The organism is Escherichia sp. 10290 (genome assembly GCF_030295155.1).
GTDB lineage: Bacteria > Pseudomonadota > Gammaproteobacteria > Enterobacterales > Enterobacteriaceae > Escherichia > Escherichia coli_F.
Map to the genome: position 1 here is coordinate 4,689,820 of NZ_AP025741.1, position 19,653 is coordinate 4,709,472.

A 19,653-nucleotide genomic window follows, 5' to 3' on the forward strand; every position below is an offset into this window, starting at 1 on the left:
ATGGAAGCATTACTTCAGCTTAAAGGCATCGATAAAGCCTTCCCGGGCGTAAAAGCCCTCTCGGGCGCAGCGTTAAATGTCTATCCTGGCCGCGTGATGGCGCTGGTGGGCGAAAACGGCGCGGGTAAATCCACCATGATGAAAGTGCTTACTGGTATCTATACTCGCGATGCCGGTACGCTTTTATGGCTGGGGAAAGAAACGACGTTTACCGGACCGAAATCATCCCAGGAAGCCGGCATTGGAATCATCCATCAGGAACTGAACCTGATCCCGCAGTTAACCATTGCCGAAAACATTTTCCTCGGTCGTGAGTTTGTTAATCGCTTTGGCAAAATTGACTGGAAAACCATGTATGCCGAAGCGGATAAATTGCTGGCTAAACTTAACCTGCGTTTTAAAAGTGACAAGCTGGTGGGCGATCTTTCCATCGGTGACCAGCAAATGGTTGAAATTGCCAAAGTGCTGAGCTTTGAGTCGAAAGTCATCATTATGGATGAACCGACCGATGCACTGACCGATACCGAAACCGAATCCTTGTTCCGCGTCATCCGCGAGCTGAAATCGCAAGGCCGCGGTATTGTCTATATCTCCCACCGCATGAAAGAAATCTTCGAAATTTGCGATGACGTTACTGTTTTTCGTGACGGGCAATTTATTGCTGAGCGCGAAGTGGCATCACTGACCGAAGATTCGCTGATTGAGATGATGGTGGGCCGCAAGCTGGAAGATCAATATCCACACCTGGACAAAGCGCCGGGCGATATCCGCCTGAAAGTCGATAATCTCTGCGGACCTGGCGTTAATGATGTTTCATTTACCTTACGCAAAGGTGAAATTCTTGGCGTCTCTGGTTTGATGGGCGCAGGTCGTACTGAACTGATGAAAGTGCTCTACGGCGCACTGCCGCGCACCAGCGGTTACGTCACTCTGGATGGGCATGAAGTCGTTACCCGTTCACCGCAGGATGGCCTGGCAAACGGCATTGTGTATATCTCCGAAGACCGCAAACGTGACGGTTTAGTGCTGGGTATGTCAGTCAAAGAGAATATGTCGCTGACTGCGCTGCGTTACTTTAGCCGTACTGGCGGCAGTTTGAAGCATGCCGATGAACAGCAGGCAGTGAGTGATTTTATTCGTCTGTTTAATGTGAAAACGCCGTCGATGGAACAGGCAATTGGTTTGCTCTCCGGTGGCAATCAGCAAAAAGTGGCGATTGCCCGTGGACTGATGACACGCCCCAAAGTGTTGATTCTTGATGAACCTACCCGTGGCGTAGATGTTGGTGCGAAAAAAGAGATCTATCAACTGATTAACCAGTTCAAAGCCGATGGCTTGAGCATCATTCTGGTGTCATCGGAGATGCCAGAAGTATTAGGCATGAGCGATCGCATCATCGTCATGCATGAAGGGCATCTCAGCGGGGAATTTACTCGTGAGCAGGCCACCCAGGAAGTGTTAATGGCTGCCGCTGTGGGCAAGCTTAATCGCGTGAATCAGGAGTAAAAAAATGACAACCCAGACTGTCTCTGGTCGCCGTTATTTCACGAAAGCGTGGCTGATGGAGCAGAAATCGCTTATCGCTCTGCTGGTGCTGATCGCGATTGTCTCGACGTTAAGCCCGAACTTTTTCACCATCAATAACTTATTCAATATTCTCCAGCAAACCTCGGTGAATGCCATTATGGCGGTCGGGATGACGCTGGTGATCCTGACGTCGGGCATCGACTTGTCAGTAGGTTCTCTGTTGGCGCTGACTGGCGCAGTAGCTGCATCTATCGTCGGCATTGAAGTCAATGCGCTGGTGGCTGTCGCTGCCGCTCTCGCGTTAGGTGCCGCTATTGGTGCGGTAACCGGGGTGATTGTAGCGAAAGGTCGCGTCCAGGCGTTTATCGCTACGCTGGTTATGATGCTTTTACTGCGCGGCGTGACCATGGTTTATACCAACGGTAGCCCAGTGAATACCGGCTTTACTGAGAACGCCGATCTGTTCGGCTGGTTTGGTATTGGTCGTCCGCTGGGCGTACCGACGCCAGTCTGGATCATGGGGATTGTGTTCCTCGCGGCCTGGTACATGCTGCATCACACACGTTTGGGGCGTTACATCTACGCGCTGGGCGGCAACGAAGCGGCTACGCGTCTTTCTGGTATCAACGTCAATAAAATCAAAATCATCGTCTATTCTCTTTGTGGTCTGCTGGCATCGCTGGCCGGGATCATTGAAGTGGCGCGTCTCTCCTCCGCACAACCCACGGCGGGGACTGGCTATGAGCTGGATGCAATTGCTGCGGTGGTTCTGGGCGGTACGAGTCTGGCGGGCGGAAAAGGTCGCATTGTTGGGACGTTGATCGGCGCATTAATTCTTGGCTTCCTTAATAATGGATTGAATTTGTTAGGTGTTTCCTCCTATTACCAGATGATCGTCAAAGCGGTGGTGATTTTGCTGGCGGTGCTGGTAGACAACAAAAAACAGTAATAACGACTACAGGACATCTTGAATATGAACATGAAAAAACTGGCTACCCTGGTTTCCGCTGTTGCGCTAAGCGCCACCGTCAGTGCGAATGCGATGGCAAAAGACACCATCGCGCTGGTGGTTTCCACGCTTAACAACCCGTTCTTTGTATCGCTGAAAGATGGTGCGCAGAAAGAGGCGGATAAACTCGGCTATAACCTGGTGGTGCTGGACTCCCAGAACAATCCGGCGAAAGAGCTGGCGAACGTGCAGGACTTAACTGTTCGCGGCACCAAAATTCTGCTGATTAACCCGACCGACTCCGACGCAGTGGGTAATGCTGTGAAGATGGCTAACCAGGCGAACATTCCGGTTATCACTCTTGACCGCCAGGCCACGAAAGGTGAAGTGGTGAGCCACATTGCTTCTGATAACGTACTGGGCGGCAAAATCGCGGGTGATTATATCGCGAAGAAAGCGGGTGAAGGTGCCAAAGTTATCGAGCTGCAAGGCATTGCCGGTACCTCCGCAGCTCGTGAGCGTGGCGAAGGTTTCCAGCAGGCCGTTGCTGCTCACAAGTTTAATGTTCTTGCCAGCCAGCCAGCGGACTTTGACCGCACCAAAGGTTTGAACGTAATGCAGAACCTGTTGACCGCTCATCCGGATGTTCAGGCTGTGTTCGCGCAGAATGATGAAATGGCGCTGGGCGCGCTGCGCGCACTGCAAACTGCTGGTAAATCGGATGTGATGGTCGTCGGATTTGACGGTACACCGGATGGCGAAAAAGCGGTGAATGATGGCAAACTAGCAGCGACTATCGCTCAGCTACCCGATCAGATTGGCGCGAAAGGCGTCGAAACCGCCGATAAAGTGCTGAAAGGCGAGAAAGTTCAGGCTAAGTATCCGGTTGATCTGAAACTGGTTGTTAAGCAGTAGTTTTAATCAGGTTGTATGACCTGATGGTGACATAAATACGTCATCGACAGATGAACGTGTAAAATAAAGAAAAGCAGGGCACGCGCCACCCTAACACGGTGGCGCATTTTATGGACATCCCGAATATGCAAAACGCAGGCAGCCTCGTTGTTCTTGGCAGCATTAATGCTGACCACATTCTTAATCTTCAATCTTTTCCTACTCCAGGCGAAACCGTAACCGGTAATCACTATCAGGTTGCATTTGGCGGCAAAGGCGCTAATCAGGCTGTGGCTGCTGGGCGTAGCGGTGCGAATATCGCGTTTATTGCCTGTACGGGTGATGACAGTATTGGTGAGAGCGTTCGCCAGCAGCTCGCCACTGATAACATCGATATTTCTCCGGTGAGCGTGATCAAAGGCGAATCAACAGGTGTGGCGCTGATTTTTGTTAATGGCGAAGGTGAGAATGTCATTGGTATTCATGCCGGCGCTAACGCAGCCCTTTCCCCTGCGTTGGTGGAGGCGCAACGTGAGCGTATTGCTAACGCATCGGCATTATTAATGCAGCTGGAATCACCACTCGAAAGTGTGATGGCAGCGGCGAAAATCGCCCATCAAAATAAGACTATCGTTGCGCTTAACCCAGCTCCGGCTCGTGAACTTCCTGACGAACTGCTGGCTCTGGTGGACATTATTACGCCAAATGAAACGGAAGCAGAAAAGCTCACCGGTATTCGCGTTGAAAATGATGAAGATGCAGCGAAGGCCGCGCAGGTACTGCATGAAAAAGGTATCCGTACCGTACTGATCACCTTAGGAAGTCGTGGTGTGTGGGCTAGCGTGAATGGTGAAGGTCAGCGCGTTCCTGGATTCCGGGTGCAGGCTGTCGATACCATTGCTGCCGGAGATACTTTTAACGGCGCGTTAATCACGGCGTTGCTGGAAGAAAAACCATTGCCAGAGGCGATTCGTTTTGCCCATGCCGCCGCTGCGATTGCCGTAACACGTAAAGGCGCACAACCTTCCGTACCGTGGCGTGAAGAGATCGACGCATTTTTAGACAGGCAGAGGTGACGCTTGGCTACAATGAAAGATGTTGCCCGCCTGGCGGGCGTTTCTACCTCAACAGTTTCTCACGTTATCAATAAAGATCGCTTCGTCAGTGAAGCGATTACCGCCAAAGTTGAAGCGGCGATTAAAGAACTCAATTACGCGCCATCAGCTCTGGCGCGTAGCCTCAAACTCAATCAAACACATACTATTGGCATGTTGATCACTGCCAGTACCAATCCTTTCTATTCTGAACTGGTGCGTGGCGTTGAACGCAGCTGCTTCGAACGCGGTTATAGTCTTGTCCTTTGCAATACCGAAGGCGATGAACAGCGGATGAATCGCAATCTGGAAACGCTGATGCAAAAACGCGTTGATGGCTTGCTGTTACTGTGCACCGAAACGCATCAGCCTTCGCGTGAAATCATGCAACGTTATCCGACAGTGCCTACCGTGATGATGGACTGGGCACCGTTCGACGGCGACAGCGATCTTATTCAGGATAACTCGTTGCTGGGCGGAGACTTAGCAACGCAATATCTGATCGATAAAGGTCATACCCGTATTGCTTGTATTACTGGCCCGCTGGATAAAACACCGGCGCGCCTGCGGTTAGAAGGTTATCGGGCGGCGATGAAGAGAGCTGGTCTCAACATTCCCGATGGTTATGAAGTTACGGGTGATTTTGAATTTAACGGTGGGTTTGACGCTATGCGCCAACTGTTATCACATCCGCTGCGTCCTCAGGCCGTCTTTACCGGAAATGACGCTATGGCTGTTGGCGTTTACCAGGCGCTATATCAGGCAGAGTTACAGGTTCCGCAGGATATCGCGGTGATTGGCTATGACGATATCGAACTGGCAAGCTTTATGACGCCACCATTAACCACTATCCATCAACCGAAAGATGAACTGGGGGAGCTGGCGATTGATGTACTCATCCATCGGATAACCCAGCCGACCCTTCAGCAACAACGATTACAACTTACTCCGATTCTGATGGAACGCGGTTCGGCTTAGATTTACGCTGTCTTTTGATCAAATTATTACCATCGGTTGTTTTCAGAAGCATGAACATTGCTGCTGAAGCAACAGTAATAATGCCCATTGTGATAAACGTATAGTGGAATTGTTCGACAGTCGTTGTGCCTTCCATCCCTTCATAAACGCGAAGGACGGCCGCACTTACAGCAACGCCTAAACTGATAGACAGTTGCTGCGTGACCGCCAGAACACTGTTACCGCTGCTGGCGTTGTCATCGGTCAGATCGGCAAGTGTGATGGTATTCATCGCGGTAAATTGCGTCGACATAGCCATCCCTAATATAAATAACGGCAAGATCAGCATCCATATCGCCATTGCTGGTGATTGCAAAGAGAACTGAGCGATCATTAGCCCAATAATTACCGTGATCCCCACTAACGTATGGCGATAGCCCAGACGACGTAAGACTTGGGTAACCATCGATTTTGCAATAATGGAACCTAATGCTGTCGGTGCCATCATACAGCCGGCAATAAACGCCTGATAACCAAATCCTACCTGTAACATCAATGGCATAAGGAACGGTACACAGCCGGTCCCCAGACGGGTTGCAATATTGCCTACTATACCGATCGAGAAAGTGCGGGTTTTAAATAAATCTAATGAAATTAATGGGTTTAGCGTGTGTCGTGCATGGAGAATATAGAGAAGCAGTAACCCGATGCTGGTGACAATTACCGTCAAGGCAATCCAACTGGCGACAATCTTTTCACCGAATAGCTCTATTCCGCTTGAGAAGAGAACAAGGCTGAGGCCAAACAGCAAAAAGCCAGTGATATCGAATCTGCGTCGTGCGGTGGTGAAATTGGGCATATGTTTGCGCGCGTAAAGAAGGCCGGCAATACCTATGGGGATATTGATTAAAAATATCCAGTGCCAGGTTGCCCAGGTGACCAGCACGCCGCCAAGTACGGGGCCTAAAATTGGCCCCACCAGACCCGGCATGGCGACAAAATTCAATACAGGAAGAAGCTCATTACGAGGATAAGCACGCAGTAAGGCCAGCCGAGCAACAGGCATCATCATTGCGCCACCTATCCCCTGAATAACCCGGAAGACAACCAGCTGTGGTAGCGAGTTAGAAAGTGCGCAGGCCAGAGAACCCAATGTGAACAGACTCACGGCAAGGGTAAATATGCGACGCGTACCGAAGCGATCGGCTAGCCATCCGCTTACCGGAATAAGCATCGCCACCGTCAGCGTGTAACTGATGATGGCTGATTGCATCGCGAGAGGAGAACGATTAAGGCTATGAGCGATTGCGGGTAAGGCGGTATTCAGAATAGTGGCATCAAGTGCCTGCATGAAGAAGGCCATCGCCGCGATCCACGGCAAACCCGCCATACTGCGCTTCTTTTTATCGCTCATTCAATGTCCTGTTATCGGGGTGTCACTTATCAGGTGAGCGTAGCAGCGCCTGACAAGCTTTAAATGCCGCGTCGCCATCGCTTTGGATAATCGCATCAACAATCGCCTGGTGCAGATCCAGCTTTATCACTGTGTCGCTGGTAATTGACGTGAAGTAAGTGTGATAAACCGAATGGAAGAGCGAGGCGAATGAGGTCAAAAACGGATTGGCGCTCATTTCATAGATATGCTCATGCCAGGCCATATCGACCTCAATCCAGCGTTCACGGCGAAAGTTCTCTTTTAATGCCACCATTTCGGCCATTAACGTATTGAGATGCGCCTTCTGTTCCGCGGTGCCAACCGTTGCAGCCAGTAGGCAAGCTTGCGGCTCCAGACAGATACGCATAACCAGAAAGTGATCGATGACCTGATGAAAGTTCTCTTCTGTCATCCACCAGGTAAGCAATTCCTGATCAAGAAAATTCCAGTTTGATTGTGGCATGACCCGGGTACCAATTCGTGGTCGCGGTAAAACCATCCCTTTTGCCGTTAACGTTTTAACCGCTTCGCGTACCGCTGTACGACTCACTCCAAATTGCTCGCCCAGCTCAATCTCACCAGGCAAAATGGTGCCGGGTTCATATTCACCTTTTAAGATCCGTTGCGCCAGCTTCTCAGCCAGAACATACGAAAGGTTTTTCTGTGCAGCTAACTGTTGTGCGCTTAAAGGCATTACTAATTTTCCTTTTTCTTTTTATTCCTCTTTAGTATGCCACCAGGAAGTGTGATTACGGTTGCAAAAACGGCAAATTGCTTGTTTTATGGCACATTAACGGGGTTTTTGCTGAAAAAATGCGCGGTCGGGAAATTATTTTAAATTTCCTCTTGTCAGGCCGGAATAACTCCCTATAATGCGCCACCACTGACACGGAACAACGGCAAACACGCCGCCGGGTCAGCGAGATTCTTCTGAGAATCTCGACAGAGAAAAGCAAAAAAATGCTTGACTCTGAAGCGGGAAAGCGTATTATGCACACCCCGCGCCGCTGAGAAAAAGCGAAGCGGCACTGCTCTTTAACAATTTATCAGACAATCTGTGTGGGCACTCGAAGATACGGATTCTTAACGTCGCAAGACGAAAAATGAATACCAAGTCTCAAGAGTGAACACGTAATTCATTACGAAGTTTAATTCTTTGAGCATCAAACTTTTAAATTGAAGAGTTTGATCATGGCTCAGATTGAACGCTGGCGGCAGGCCTAACACATGCAAGTCGAACGGTAACAGGAATCAGCTTGCTGATTCGCTGACGAGTGGCGGACGGGTGAGTAATGTCTGGGAAACTGCCTGATGGAGGGGGATAACTACTGGAAACGGTAGCTAATACCGCATAATGTCGCAAGACCAAAGAGGGGGACCTTCGGGCCTCTTGCCATCGGATGTGCCCAGATGGGATTAGCTAGTAGGTGGGGTAACGGCTCACCTAGGCGACGATCCCTAGCTGGTCTGAGAGGATGACCAGCCACACTGGAACTGAGACACGGTCCAGACTCCTACGGGAGGCAGCAGTGGGGAATATTGCACAATGGGCGCAAGCCTGATGCAGCCATGCCGCGTGTATGAAGAAGGCCTTCGGGTTGTAAAGTACTTTCAGCGGGGAGGAAGGGAGTAAAGTTAATACCTTTGCTCATTGACGTTACCCGCAGAAGAAGCACCGGCTAACTCCGTGCCAGCAGCCGCGGTAATACGGAGGGTGCAAGCGTTAATCGGAATTACTGGGCGTAAAGCGCACGCAGGCGGTTTGTTAAGTCAGATGTGAAATCCCCGGGCTCAACCTGGGAACTGCATCTGATACTGGCAAGCTTGAGTCTCGTAGAGGGGGGTAGAATTCCAGGTGTAGCGGTGAAATGCGTAGAGATCTGGAGGAATACCGGTGGCGAAGGCGGCCCCCTGGACGAAGACTGACGCTCAGGTGCGAAAGCGTGGGGAGCAAACAGGATTAGATACCCTGGTAGTCCACGCCGTAAACGATGTCGACTTGGAGGTTGTGCCCTTGAGGCGTGGCTTCCGGAGCTAACGCGTTAAGTCGACCGCCTGGGGAGTACGGCCGCAAGGTTAAAACTCAAATGAATTGACGGGGGCCCGCACAAGCGGTGGAGCATGTGGTTTAATTCGATGCAACGCGAAGAACCTTACCTGGTCTTGACATCCACGGAAGTTTTCAGAGATGAGAATGTGCCTTCGGGAACCGTGAGACAGGTGCTGCATGGCTGTCGTCAGCTCGTGTTGTGAAATGTTGGGTTAAGTCCCGCAACGAGCGCAACCCTTATCCTTTGTTGCCAGCGGTCCGGCCGGGAACTCAAAGGAGACTGCCAGTGATAAACTGGAGGAAGGTGGGGATGACGTCAAGTCATCATGGCCCTTACGACCAGGGCTACACACGTGCTACAATGGCGCATACAAAGAGAAGCGACCTCGCGAGAGCAAGCGGACCTCATAAAGTGCGTCGTAGTCCGGATTGGAGTCTGCAACTCGACTCCATGAAGTCGGAATCGCTAGTAATCGTGGATCAGAATGCCACGGTGAATACGTTCCCGGGCCTTGTACACACCGCCCGTCACACCATGGGAGTGGGTTGCAAAAGAAGTAGGTAGCTTAACCTTCGGGAGGGCGCTTACCACTTTGTGATTCATGACTGGGGTGAAGTCGTAACAAGGTAACCGTAGGGGAACCTGCGGTTGGATCACCTCCTTACCTTAAAGAACTGTGCTTTGCAGTGCTCACACAGATTGTCTGATAGAAAGTGAAAAGCAAGGCGTCTTGCGAAGCAGACTGATACGTCCCCTTCGTCTAGAGGCCCAGGACACCGCCCTTTCACGGCGGTAACAGGGGTTCGAATCCCCTAGGGGACGCCACTTGCTGGTTTGTGAGTGAAAGTCACCTGCCTTAATATCTCAAAACTCATCTTCGGGTGATGTTTGAGATATTTGCTCTTTAAAAATCTGGATCAAGCTGAAAATTGAAACACTGAACAACGCAAGTTGTTCGTGAGTCTCTCAAATTTTCGCAACACGATGATGAATCGAAAGAAACATCTTCGGGTTGTGAGGTTAAGCGACTAAGCGTACACGGTGGATGCCCTGGCAGTCAGAGGCGATGAAGGACGTGCTAATCTGCGATAAGCGTCGGTAAGGTGATATGAACCGTTATAACCGGCGATTTCCGAATGGGGAAACCCAGTGTGATTCGTCACACTATCATTAACTGAATCCATAGGTTAATGAGGCGAACCGGGGGAACTGAAACATCTAAGTACCCCGAGGAAAAGAAATCAACCGAGATTCCCCCAGTAGCGGCGAGCGAACGGGGAGGAGCCCAGAGCCTGAATCAGTGTGTGTGTTAGTGGAAGCGTCTGGAAAGGCGCGCGATACAGGGTGACAGCCCCGTACACAAAAATGCACATGCTGTGAGCTCGATGAGTAGGGCGGGACACGTGGTATCCTGTCTGAATATGGGGGGACCATCCTCCAAGGCTAAATACTCCTGACTGACCGATAGTGAACCAGTACCGTGAGGGAAAGGCGAAAAGAACCCCGGCGAGGGGAGTGAAAAAGAACCTGAAACCGTGTACGTACAAGCAGTGGGAGCCTCTTTATGGGGTGACTGCGTACCTTTTGTATAATGGGTCAGCGACTTATATTCTGTAGCAAGGTTAACCGAATAGGGGAGCCGAAGGGAAACCGAGTCTTAACTGGGCGTTAAGTTGCAGGGTATAGACCCGAAACCCGGTGATCTAGCCATGGGCAGGTTGAAGGTTGGGTAACACTAACTGGAGGACCGAACCGACTAATGTTGAAAAATTAGCGGATGACTTGTGGCTGGGGGTGAAAGGCCAATCAAACCGGGAGATAGCTGGTTCTCCCCGAAAGCTATTTAGGTAGCGCCTCGTGAATTCATCTCCGGGGGTAGAGCACTGTTTCGGCAAGGGGGTCATCCCGACTTACCAACCCGATGCAAACTGCGAATACCGGAGAATGTTATCACGGGAGACACACGGCGGGTGCTAACGTCCGTCGTGAAGAGGGAAACAACCCAGACCGCCAGCTAAGGTCCCAAAGTCATGGTTAAGTGGGAAACGATGTGGGAAGGCCCAGACAGCCAGGATGTTGGCTTAGAAGCAGCCATCATTTAAAGAAAGCGTAATAGCTCACTGGTCGAGTCGGCCTGCGCGGAAGATGTAACGGGGCTAAACCATGCACCGAAGCTGCGGCAGCGACGCTTATGCGTTGTTGGGTAGGGGAGCGTTCTGTAAGCCTGCGAAGGTGTACTGTGAGGTATGCTGGAGGTATCAGAAGTGCGAATGCTGACATAAGTAACGATAAAGCGGGTGAAAAGCCCGCTCGCCGGAAGACCAAGGGTTCCTGTCCAACGTTAATCGGGGCAGGGTGAGTCGACCCCTAAGGCGAGGCCGAAAGGCGTAGTCGATGGGAAACAGGTTAATATTCCTGTACTTGGTGTTACTGCGAAGGGGGGACGGAGAAGGCTATGTTGGCCGGGCGACGGTTGTCCCGGTTTAAGCGTGTAGGCTGGTTTTCCAGGCAAATCCGGAAAATCAAGGCTGAGGCGTGATGACGAGGCACTACGGTGCTGAAGCAACAAATGCCCTGCTTCCAGGAAAAGCCTCTAAGCATCAGGTAACATCAAATCGTACCCCAAACCGACACAGGTGGTCAGGTAGAGAATACCAAGGCGCTTGAGAGAACTCGGGTGAAGGAACTAGGCAAAATGGTGCCGTAACTTCGGGAGAAGGCACGCTGATATGTAGGTGAAGCGACTTGCTCGTGGAGCTGAAATCAGTCGAAGATACCAGCTGGCTGCAACTGTTTATTAAAAACACAGCACTGTGCAAACACGAAAGTGGACGTATACGGTGTGACGCCTGCCCGGTGCCGGAAGGTTAATTGATGGGGTTAGCGGTAACGCGAAGCTCTTGATCGAAGCCCCGGTAAACGGCGGCCGTAACTATAACGGTCCTAAGGTAGCGAAATTCCTTGTCGGGTAAGTTCCGACCTGCACGAATGGCGTAATGATGGCCAGGCTGTCTCCACCCGAGACTCAGTGAAATTGAACTCGCTGTGAAGATGCAGTGTACCCGCGGCAAGACGGAAAGACCCCGTGAACCTTTACTATAGCTTGACACTGAACATTGAGCCTTGATGTGTAGGATAGGTGGGAGGCTTTGAAGTGTGGACGCCAGTCTGCATGGAGCCGACCTTGAAATACCACCCTTTAATGTTTGATGTTCTAACGTAGGCCCCTTATCGGGGTTGCGGACAGTGTCTGGTGGGTAGTTTGACTGGGGCGGTCTCCTCCTAAAGAGTAACGGAGGAGCACGAAGGTTGGCTAATCCTGGTCGGACATCAGGAGGTTAGTGCAATGGCATAAGCCAGCTTGACTGCGAGCGTGACGGCGCGAGCAGGTGCGAAAGCAGGTCATAGTGATCCGGTGGTTCTGAATGGAAGGGCCATCGCTCAACGGATAAAAGGTACTCCGGGGATAACAGGCTGATACCGCCCAAGAGTTCATATCGACGGCGGTGTTTGGCACCTCGATGTCGGCTCATCACATCCTGGGGCTGAAGTAGGTCCCAAGGGTATGGCTGTTCGCCATTTAAAGTGGTACGCGAGCTGGGTTTAGAACGTCGTGAGACAGTTCGGTCCCTATCTGCCGTGGGCGCTGGAGAACTGAGGGGGGCTGCTCCTAGTACGAGAGGACCGGAGTGGACGCATCACTGGTGTTCGGGTTGTCATGCCAATGGCACTGCCCGGTAGCTAAATGCGGAAGAGATAAGTGCTGAAAGCATCTAAGCACGAAACTTGCCCCGAGATGAGTTCTCCCTGACCCTTTAAGGGTCCTGAAGGAACGTTGAAGACGACGACGTTGATAGGCCGGGTGTGTAAGCGCAGCGATGCGTTGAGCTAACCGGTACTAATGAACCGTGAGGCTTAACCTTACAACGCCGAAGGTGTTTTGGCGGATTGAGAGAAGATTTTCAGCCTGATACAGATTAAATCAGAACGCAGAAGCGGTCTGATGAAACAGAATTTGCCTGGCGGCCTTAGCGCGGTGGTCCCACCTGACCCCATGCCGAACTCAGAAGTGAAACGCCGTAGCGCCGATGGTAGTGTGGGGTCTCCCCATGCGAGAGTAGGGAACTGCCAGGCATCAAATTAAGCAGTAAGCCGGTCATAAAACCGGTGGTTGTAAAAGAATTCGGTGGAGCGGTAGTTCAGTCGGTTAGAATACCTGCCTGTCACGCAGGGGGTCGCGGGTTCGAGTCCCGTCCGTTCCGCCACCCTAATTAGGGGCGTAGTTCAATTGGTAGAGCACCGGTCTCCAAAACCGGGTGTTGGGAGTTCGAGTCTCTCCGCCCCTGCCAGAAATCATCCTTAGCGAAAGCTAAGGATTTTTTTTGTCTGTAATAACCCTCTCCGAAGTAAATCTTTCCACCGGCATCCTTGCCAGTCATTCTGATTAATACACTTCATCCAGCACGTTAATTTTCAATAGATCACGAATCAACGCATTTTTATCGCTATTTTGCAGCCATATAGCATAAAGCGGCCGTGAAAGTGTTGTGCTATCGACAACGGTATGCAGACCGCCTTTTTTACGCGCCCAGCTGACTGGTAGCCAGGTGCAACCATTAAGCATCGCAATCTGTTGCTGTGCCAGTTCAGCTGAACTCGTTGTCAGAATGGGAACTTCGTCAGCACCGATCAAACCTGCCTCATGCTGTTGAAAATCTGGCCCCCACTCTAATCGCAGATAGTTTAGATCTCCCTTTAGTTTAGAAGGGGCACTGGTATAAAGCGCTAAAGTGAAATACCCCAACAACTGACTGCTAAATTCGTCCATTTTGGGTGCTTCAGTAGTAATAAGAAGATCAAGCTGGCGTTCATGCAGCTGTTTTACCAGAGACTGCCGTTGGGCAATTCGCGCTTCGAACTGTAAACCTGTATGGGCATCCTGGTTTTGATACAAGCGTCCCAACCACTGATTAAGCATACATTCCCACAACGAGGCGCTGGCACCGATAGAAAACTCATTATGTCGTGAGGTATGCGCCACCTCCTTACGGGCGGCCTGCCAGGTACTCATGAGCGTTTCTGCGTAAGGCAGTAGTTTTTCACCGGCAGCGGTTAAACGGATATTGTTTCTGTGGCGGGTGAAAAGGTTCACACCCAGTTGATTTTCCAGTTGTCTGATTCGAAAGCTCACTGCTGACTGGGTCAGATAGAGCGATTCAGCAGCTCGACCAAAGTGACGCGTTCGGCTAACTTCCAGGAAAGTTTTTAACAATTCCGTATCCACAGTGCTCTCCGCAAAATTATTTGTCGTTATGATTTAAATGTTTTGTTTTACACTCTGTCAAGCGTAACTAATACTCCGCGCCATAACTAGCTCGGTCAAAGAATTAGGAGCGTGCAGGATGGCGGAAAGCTTTACGACGACTAATCGATATTTCGACAATAAACATTATCCACGTGGATTCTCTCGTCATGGTGATTTCACCATCAAAGAGGCACAACTGCTTGAGCGTCATGGTTATGCCTTCAATGAGCTGGATCTCGGCAAACGCGAGCCGGTTACCGAGGAAGAGAAACTCTTCGTAGCAGTATGCCGTGGCGAACGTGAGCCAGTGACAGAAGCAGAACGCGTGTGGTCCAAGTATATGACGCGTATCAAGCGTCCAAAACGTTTTCACACCCTTTCCGGCGGTAAACCGCAGGTTGAAGGTGCTGAAGACTACACCGATTCCGACGATTAATAAAAAGGGCGAAATGCCCTTTTTTTATGTCAGCAGTTTTTGCAAATGGATGAGCAAGCGGTCGATAGCACGATAGCTAACAGCCTCCTGCAAATGCTGACGTGTAATAATGTCAGACTGATCAATATCAGCAATGGTTCGTGCAACTTTAAGTAACCGCTGCCAGGCACGAATCGATAACCCCAGATGAAGCAGCGTTTCTTCCAGCCACTGCGCATCTTCGCTCTCAAGCTTGCAGAATTGGCGTATTTCCGGACTATCCAGCCAGGCATTCAGTTTATTCTGCCGCTTAAATTGGCGCTCTCTGGCGGCCATTACGCGTTGTTTAACGGTGGCGCTGCTTTCTCCCGGCACTACCGTTTTACTCAAAATGCCGGGTGGCGGTAATGGGATCTCCAGTGAGAGATCGAAGCGGTCGAGAAAGGGACCAGAGAGCCGGTTGAGATAACGCAGCGTTTGCTCTGGTGTGCAGCGGTTATGGTTTCCCTGATAATGTCCGGTAGGGCTGGGATTCATCGCCGCGACAAGCTGGAAACGGGCTGGATAGGTTATTTTTGCTCGCGTGCGTGAAAGATGGATCTGCCCGGATTCAATCGGCTCTCGCAAGGCATCCAGTGTACGCCGTTCAAATTCAGGTAGCTCATCAAGAAAAAGCACGCCGTTATGCGCCAGCGAAATTTCACCAGGCCCTGGAATTGCACCACCGCCCACCATCGCAGTTAACGACGCACTGTGATGAGGTGAGCGGAACGGGCGCTGCCGCCATTGTTTTTGTACTGATTCAGCATTTACCAGACTTAATATCGCAGCGCTCTCCAGTGCCTCTTCATTGCTTAAATCTGGCAACAGGCCATTAATACGGCTGGCGAGCATTGTTTTACCTGTTCCCGGCGGTCCAATCAGTAAAAGGTTGTGCCCGCCAGCGGCGGTAATTTCCAGTCCTCGCTTTCCTTGCTCCTGACCGACAACATCACTGAGATCATGTTGTAGCGCCCGGGATACTGCATTAGTTGGTTTCGGACGTTCGAGAGCGTGCTTACCTTCCAGAAACGCGCAGACAGCCTGCAGATGATCGGCTATCAGGCATCCTTCACCGTTAATTAGCCCCACTTCATCTTCGTTATCTTTCGCGACGATAATTTTTCTGCCCGACTTAATAGCTTCAGTTGCACTGGAGATTGCACCGGGAACGCCACGCAGAGCGCCTGTAAGCGCCAGTTCTCCGACTAATTCATATTCATCTAACTTATTGGCTGTAAGCTGTTCTGAGGCCGTCAGTAACGCAATAGCGATAGGCAAATCATATCGTCCCCCTTCTTTTGGCAGATCGGCTGGAGCAAGGTTGATGGTGATTTTTTTCGCCGGATATTCATATCCGCTATTGATAATGGCGCTGCGCACGCGATCGCGAGCTTCTTTTACCGTTGTTTCTGGTAAGCCCACCATCGTTAAGCCTGGTAGACCTTTACTGATATGTACCTCAACAGTGATTGGGGGCGCATTTACTCCCAGGGCTGCGCGGGTATGAACAATTGACAGTGACATAAGCCCTCCTTGAGTCGCCATTATGTACATAAGATATCGCTGCTGTAGCCCGCTAATTCGTGAATTTTAGTGGCTGATTCCTGTTTATTTGTGCAAGTGAAGTTGAGTTGTTCTGGCGGTGGAACGATGCTCGCAAAATGCAGTGGACAAAGGATTAACTACGAAGAAGGGAACAACATTCATACTGAAATTGAATTTTTTTCACTCACTGTTTTCTTTTTAAAAAACAACAATTTCTATTGAAATTATTAAAGGCATCATAAAAATCGGCCAAAAAATATCTTGTGCTATTCGCAAAATCTATGGTAACTCTTTAGGCATTCCTTCGAACAAGATGCAAGAAAAGACAAAATGACAGCCCTTCTACGAGTGATTAGCCTGGTCGTGATTAGCGTGGTGGTGATTATTATCCCACCGTGCGGGGCTGCACTTGGACGAGGAAAGGCTTAGAGATCAAGCCTTAACGAACTAAGACCCCCGCACCGAAAGGTCCGGGGGTTTTTTTTGACCTTAAAAACATAACCGAGGAGCAGACAATGAATAACAGCACAAAATTCTGTTTCTCAAGATTCAGGACGGGGAACTAACTATGAATGGCGCACAGTGGGTGGTACATGCGTTGCGGACACAAGGTGTGAATACCGTTTTCGGTTATCCGGGTGGCGCAATTATGCCGGTTTACGATGCATTGTATGACGGCGGCGTGGAGCACTTGCTGTGCCGGCATGAGCAGGGCGCGGCAATGGCGGCTATCGGTTATGCCCGTGCTACCGGCAAAACTGGCGTATGTATCGCCACATCTGGTCCGGGCGCAACCAACCTGATAACTGGGCTTGCGGACGCACTGTTAGATTCCATCCCTGTTGTTGCCATCACCGGTCAGGTGTCCGCTCCCTTCATCGGCACCGACGCATTTCAGGAAGTTGATGTCCTGGGATTGTCATTAGCCTGTACCAAACACAGCTTCCTCGTACAGTCTATGGAAGAGTTGCCGCGCATCATGGCTGAAGCATTCGAAGTTGCCAGCTCAGGTCGTCCCGGTCCGGTTTTGGTCGATATCCCAAAAGATATCCAGTTAGCCAGCGGCGATCTGGAACCCTGGTTCACCACCGTTGAAAACGAAGTGACTTTCCCACATGCCGAAGTCGAGCAAGCGCGCCAGATGTTGGCAAAAGCGCAAAAACCGATGCTGTACGTTGGCGGTGGCGTGGGTATGGCGCAGGCAGTTCCTGCATTACGAGAATTTCTCTCTGCCACAAAAATGCCTGCCACCTGCACGCTGAAAGGACTTGGCGCAGTTGATGCGGATTATCCGTACTATCTGGGCATGCTGGGGATGCACGGCACCAAAGCGGCGAACTTTGCGGTGCAGGAATGTGACTTGTTGATCGCCGTGGGTGCACGTTTTGATGACCGGGTAACTGGCAAACTGAACACCTTCGCACCACACGCCAGTGTTATCCATATGGATATTGACCCGGCAGAAATGAACAAGCTGCGTCAGGCACATGTGGCATTACAGGGTGATTTAAACACGCTGTTGCCTGCGTTACAGCAGCCGTTAAATATCAATGACTGGCAGCAACACTGCGCACAAATGCGTAGTGAACACGCCTGGCGTTATGACCATCCCGGTGATGCTATCTACGCGCCGTTGTTGTTAAAACAACTGTCGGATCGTAAACCTGAAGATTGTGTAGTAACCACAGATGTAGGGCAGCACCAGATGTGGGCCGCGCAGCACATCGTCCACACTCGCCCGGAAAATTTCATCACTTCAAGCGGATTAGGCACCATGGGGTTTGGTTTACCGGCAGCGGTTGGTGCGCAAGTTGCGCGACCGAACGATACCGTCGTCTGTATCTCCGGTGACGGCTCTTTCATGATGAATGTGCAAGAGCTGGGCACCGTAAAACGCAAGCAGTTACCGTTGAAAATCGTCTTACTCGATAACCAACGGTTAGGGATGGTTCGACAATGGCAGCAACTGTTTTTCCAGGAACGATATAGCGAAACCACCCTTACCGATAATCCCGATTTCCTCATGTTAGCCAGCGCCTTCGGCATCCCTGGCCAACACATCACCCGTAAAGACCAGGTTGAAGCGGCACTCGACACCATGCTGAACAGTGATGGGCCATACCTGCTTCATGTCTCAATCGACGAACTTGAGAACGTCTGGCCGCTGGTGCCGCCTGGCGCCAGTAATTCAGAAATGTTGGAGAAATTATCATGATGCAACATCAGGTCAATGTATCGGCTCGCTTCAATCCGGAAACCTTAGAACGTGTTTTACGCGTGGTGCGTCATCGTGGTTTCCACGTCTGCTCAATGAATATGGCCGCCGCCAGCGATGCACAAAATATAAATATCGAATTGACCGTTGCCAGCCCACGGTCGGTCGACTTACTGTTTAGTCAGTTAAATAAACTGGTGGACGTCGCACACGTTGCCATCTGCCAGAGCACAACCACATCACAACAAATCCGCGCCTGAGCGCAAAAGGAATATAAAAATGACCACGAAGAAAGCTGATTACATTTGGTTCAATGGGGAAATGGTTCGCTGGGAAGACGCGAAGGTGCATGTGATGTCGCACGCGCTGCACTATGGTACCTCAGTTTTTGAAGGTATCCGTTGCTATGATTCGCACAAAGGACCAGTTGTATTCCGCCATCGTGAGCATATGCAGCGTCTGCATGACTCCGCCAAAATCTATCGCTTCCCGGTTTCGCAGAGCATTGATGAGCTGATGGAAGCGTGTCGTGACGTGATCCGCAAAAACAATCTCACCAGCGCCTATATCCGTCCGCTGATCTTCGTCGGTGATGTTGGCATGGGCGTAAACCCGCCAGCGGGATACTCAACCGACGTGATTATCGCCGCTTTCCCGTGGGGAGCGTATCTGGGTGCAGAAGCGCTGGAGCAGGGGATCGATGCAATGGTTTCCTCCTGGAACCGCGCAGCGCCAAACACCATCCCAACCGCGGCAAAAGCCGGTGGTAACTACCTCTCTTCTCTGCTGGTGGGTAGCGAAGCGCGCCGCCACGGTTATCAGGAAGGTATCGCGCTGGACGTGAATGGTTATATCTCTGAAGGTGCGGGCGAAAACCTGTTTGAAGTGAAAGACGGTGTGCTGTTTACCCCACCGTTCACCTCATCCGCGCTGCCGGGGATTACCCGTGACGCCATCATCAAACTGGCGAAAGAACTGGGAATTGAAGTGCGTGAGCAGGTGCTGTCGCGCGAATCACTGTACCTGGCGGATGAAGTGTTTATGTCTGGTACAGCGGCTGAAATCACGCCAGTGCGCAGTGTAGATGGTATCCAGGTAGGCGAAGGCCGTTGTGGCCCGGTTACCAAACGCATCCAGCAAGCCTTCTTCGGCCTCTTCACTGGTGAAACCGAAGATAAATGGGGCTGGTTAGATCAAGTTAATCAATAAATACAAAAAATGGGA

General features: G+C 50.9%; 15 protein-coding genes, 3 tRNA genes and 3 rRNA genes. 17 read left to right on the plus strand and 4 right to left on the minus strand.

All coding sequences use genetic code 11. The features are described 5' to 3' along the window. The 5 genes from rbsA to rbsR all read left to right on the plus strand — a co-directional run bounded on the left by rbsA (nt 1) and on the right by rbsR (nt 5,442). On the plus strand, nt 1–1,506 hold the full coding sequence (rbsA, locus tag QUE74_RS23505; RefSeq protein WP_000387771.1) for a ribose ABC transporter ATP-binding protein RbsA: 1,506 nt from the start codon (nt 1–3) through the stop codon (nt 1,504–1,506). A 4-nt stretch (nt 1,507–1,510) separates the two neighbouring features. Further along, a complete protein-coding gene (gene rbsC / locus QUE74_RS23510; RefSeq protein WP_000211858.1) occupies nt 1,511–2,476 on the plus strand; it encodes a ribose ABC transporter permease in 966 nt (321 codons plus the stop codon). Nucleotides 2,477–2,500: 24 nt separating this feature from the next. Beyond that, nucleotides 2,501–3,391, plus strand: a complete 891-nt coding sequence (rbsB, locus tag QUE74_RS23515; RefSeq protein ID WP_001056273.1) for a ribose ABC transporter substrate-binding protein RbsB — start codon at nt 2,501–2,503, stop codon at nt 3,389–3,391. A 125-nt stretch (nt 3,392–3,516) separates the two neighbouring features. Then, complete coding sequence (rbsK, locus tag QUE74_RS23520) at nt 3,517–4,446, plus strand: ribokinase (RefSeq protein ID WP_001361088.1); 930 nt, start codon at nt 3,517–3,519, stop codon at nt 4,444–4,446. 3 nt (nt 4,447–4,449) lie between these two features. After that, a complete protein-coding gene (gene rbsR / locus QUE74_RS23525) occupies nt 4,450–5,442 on the plus strand; it encodes a ribose operon transcriptional repressor RbsR (RefSeq protein ID WP_000224470.1) in 993 nt (330 codons plus the stop codon). Here rbsR and mdtD read toward each other — a convergent pair. Then, nucleotides 5,408–6,835 carry a multidrug transporter subunit MdtD gene (gene mdtD / locus QUE74_RS23530; protein ID WP_001280834.1) on the minus strand — a complete coding sequence of 476 codons (1,428 nt, stop codon included), beginning with the start codon at nt 6,833–6,835 and terminating at the stop codon, nt 5,408–5,410. The genes rbsR and mdtD overlap by 35 nt on opposite strands. Nucleotides 6,836–6,857: 22 nt before the next feature. Then, nucleotides 6,858–7,550: a FadR/GntR family transcriptional regulator gene (locus tag QUE74_RS23535; protein WP_001131177.1), complete on the minus strand. Its 693-nt coding sequence runs from the start codon at nt 7,548–7,550 to the stop codon at nt 6,858–6,860. 479 nt (nt 7,551–8,029) lie between these two features. Between QUE74_RS23535 and QUE74_RS23540 the strand changes: the two genes are divergently transcribed. The 6 genes from QUE74_RS23540 to QUE74_RS23565 all read left to right on the plus strand — a co-directional run bounded on the left by QUE74_RS23540 (nt 8,030) and on the right by QUE74_RS23565 (nt 13,256). Beyond that, nucleotides 8,030–9,571, plus strand: a 16S ribosomal RNA gene (locus QUE74_RS23540). Between the two features lie 85 nt (nt 9,572–9,656). Further along, a tRNA-Glu gene (locus QUE74_RS23545) sits at nt 9,657–9,732 on the plus strand. 193 nt (nt 9,733–9,925) lie between these two features. After that, nucleotides 9,926–12,830, plus strand: a 23S ribosomal RNA gene (locus tag QUE74_RS23550). Between the two features lie 95 nt (nt 12,831–12,925). After that, nucleotides 12,926–13,041, plus strand: a 5S ribosomal RNA gene (gene rrf / locus QUE74_RS23555). The 16S, 23S and 5S rRNA genes sit together here with 3 tRNA genes alongside, the layout of an rRNA operon. Nucleotides 13,042–13,095: 54 nt before the next feature. Next, nucleotides 13,096–13,172, plus strand: a tRNA-Asp gene (locus QUE74_RS23560). A gap of 8 nt (nt 13,173–13,180) precedes the next feature. Further along, nucleotides 13,181–13,256 (plus strand) — tRNA-Trp (locus QUE74_RS23565). Nucleotides 13,257–13,351: 95 nt separating this feature from the next. Here the strand turns inward: QUE74_RS23565 and hdfR are convergent. After that, a complete protein-coding gene (gene hdfR / locus QUE74_RS23570) occupies nt 13,352–14,191 on the minus strand; it encodes an HTH-type transcriptional regulator HdfR (RefSeq protein WP_000379245.1) in 840 nt (279 codons plus the stop codon). Between the two features lie 118 nt (nt 14,192–14,309). On the opposite strand from hdfR, the gene maoP reads away from it, so the two are divergent. Next, nucleotides 14,310–14,648 carry a macrodomain Ori organization protein MaoP gene (gene maoP, locus QUE74_RS23575; protein ID WP_000841001.1) on the plus strand — a complete coding sequence of 113 codons (339 nt, stop codon included), beginning with the start codon at nt 14,310–14,312 and terminating at the stop codon, nt 14,646–14,648. Nucleotides 14,649–14,672: 24 nt separating this feature from the next. On the opposite strand, the gene QUE74_RS23580 is transcribed toward maoP, so the two are convergent. Beyond that, the gene (locus QUE74_RS23580; protein WP_000059006.1) at nt 14,673–16,193 is read right to left on the minus strand and encodes a YifB family Mg chelatase-like AAA ATPase; all 1,521 of its coding nucleotides are present in this window, start codon (nt 16,191–16,193) and stop codon (nt 14,673–14,675) included. Nucleotides 16,194–16,544: 351 nt separating this feature from the next. On the opposite strand from QUE74_RS23580, the gene ilvL reads away from it, so the two are divergent. The 5 genes from ilvL (at nt 16,545) to ilvE (ending at nt 19,638) form a co-directional block, all read left to right on the plus strand. Continuing rightward, on the plus strand, nt 16,545–16,643 hold the full coding sequence (gene ilvL / locus QUE74_RS23585) for an ilv operon leader peptide (RefSeq protein ID WP_001311244.1): 99 nt from the start codon (nt 16,545–16,547) through the stop codon (nt 16,641–16,643). Nucleotides 16,644–16,729: 86 nt separating this feature from the next. Then, nucleotides 16,730–16,780, plus strand: a complete 51-nt coding sequence (gene ilvX / locus QUE74_RS23590; RefSeq protein ID WP_001387183.1) for a peptide IlvX — start codon at nt 16,730–16,732, stop codon at nt 16,778–16,780. Between the two features lie 2 nt (nt 16,781–16,782). Beyond that, entirely contained in the window at nt 16,783–18,429 is a 1,647-nt protein-coding gene (ilvG, locus tag QUE74_RS23595) for an acetolactate synthase 2 catalytic subunit (protein ID WP_001012646.1), read from the plus strand. After that, nucleotides 18,426–18,689 carry an acetolactate synthase 2 small subunit gene (gene ilvM / locus QUE74_RS23600; protein WP_000983255.1) on the plus strand — a complete coding sequence of 88 codons (264 nt, stop codon included), beginning with the start codon at nt 18,426–18,428 and terminating at the stop codon, nt 18,687–18,689. Before ilvG ends, ilvM begins: the two co-directional genes overlap by 4 nt. Nucleotides 18,690–18,708: 19 nt before the next feature. Beyond that, a complete protein-coding gene (gene ilvE / locus QUE74_RS23605; RefSeq protein ID WP_000208520.1) occupies nt 18,709–19,638 on the plus strand; it encodes a branched-chain-amino-acid transaminase in 930 nt (309 codons plus the stop codon). The last annotated feature ends 15 nt before the right edge of the window (nt 19,639–19,653 follow it).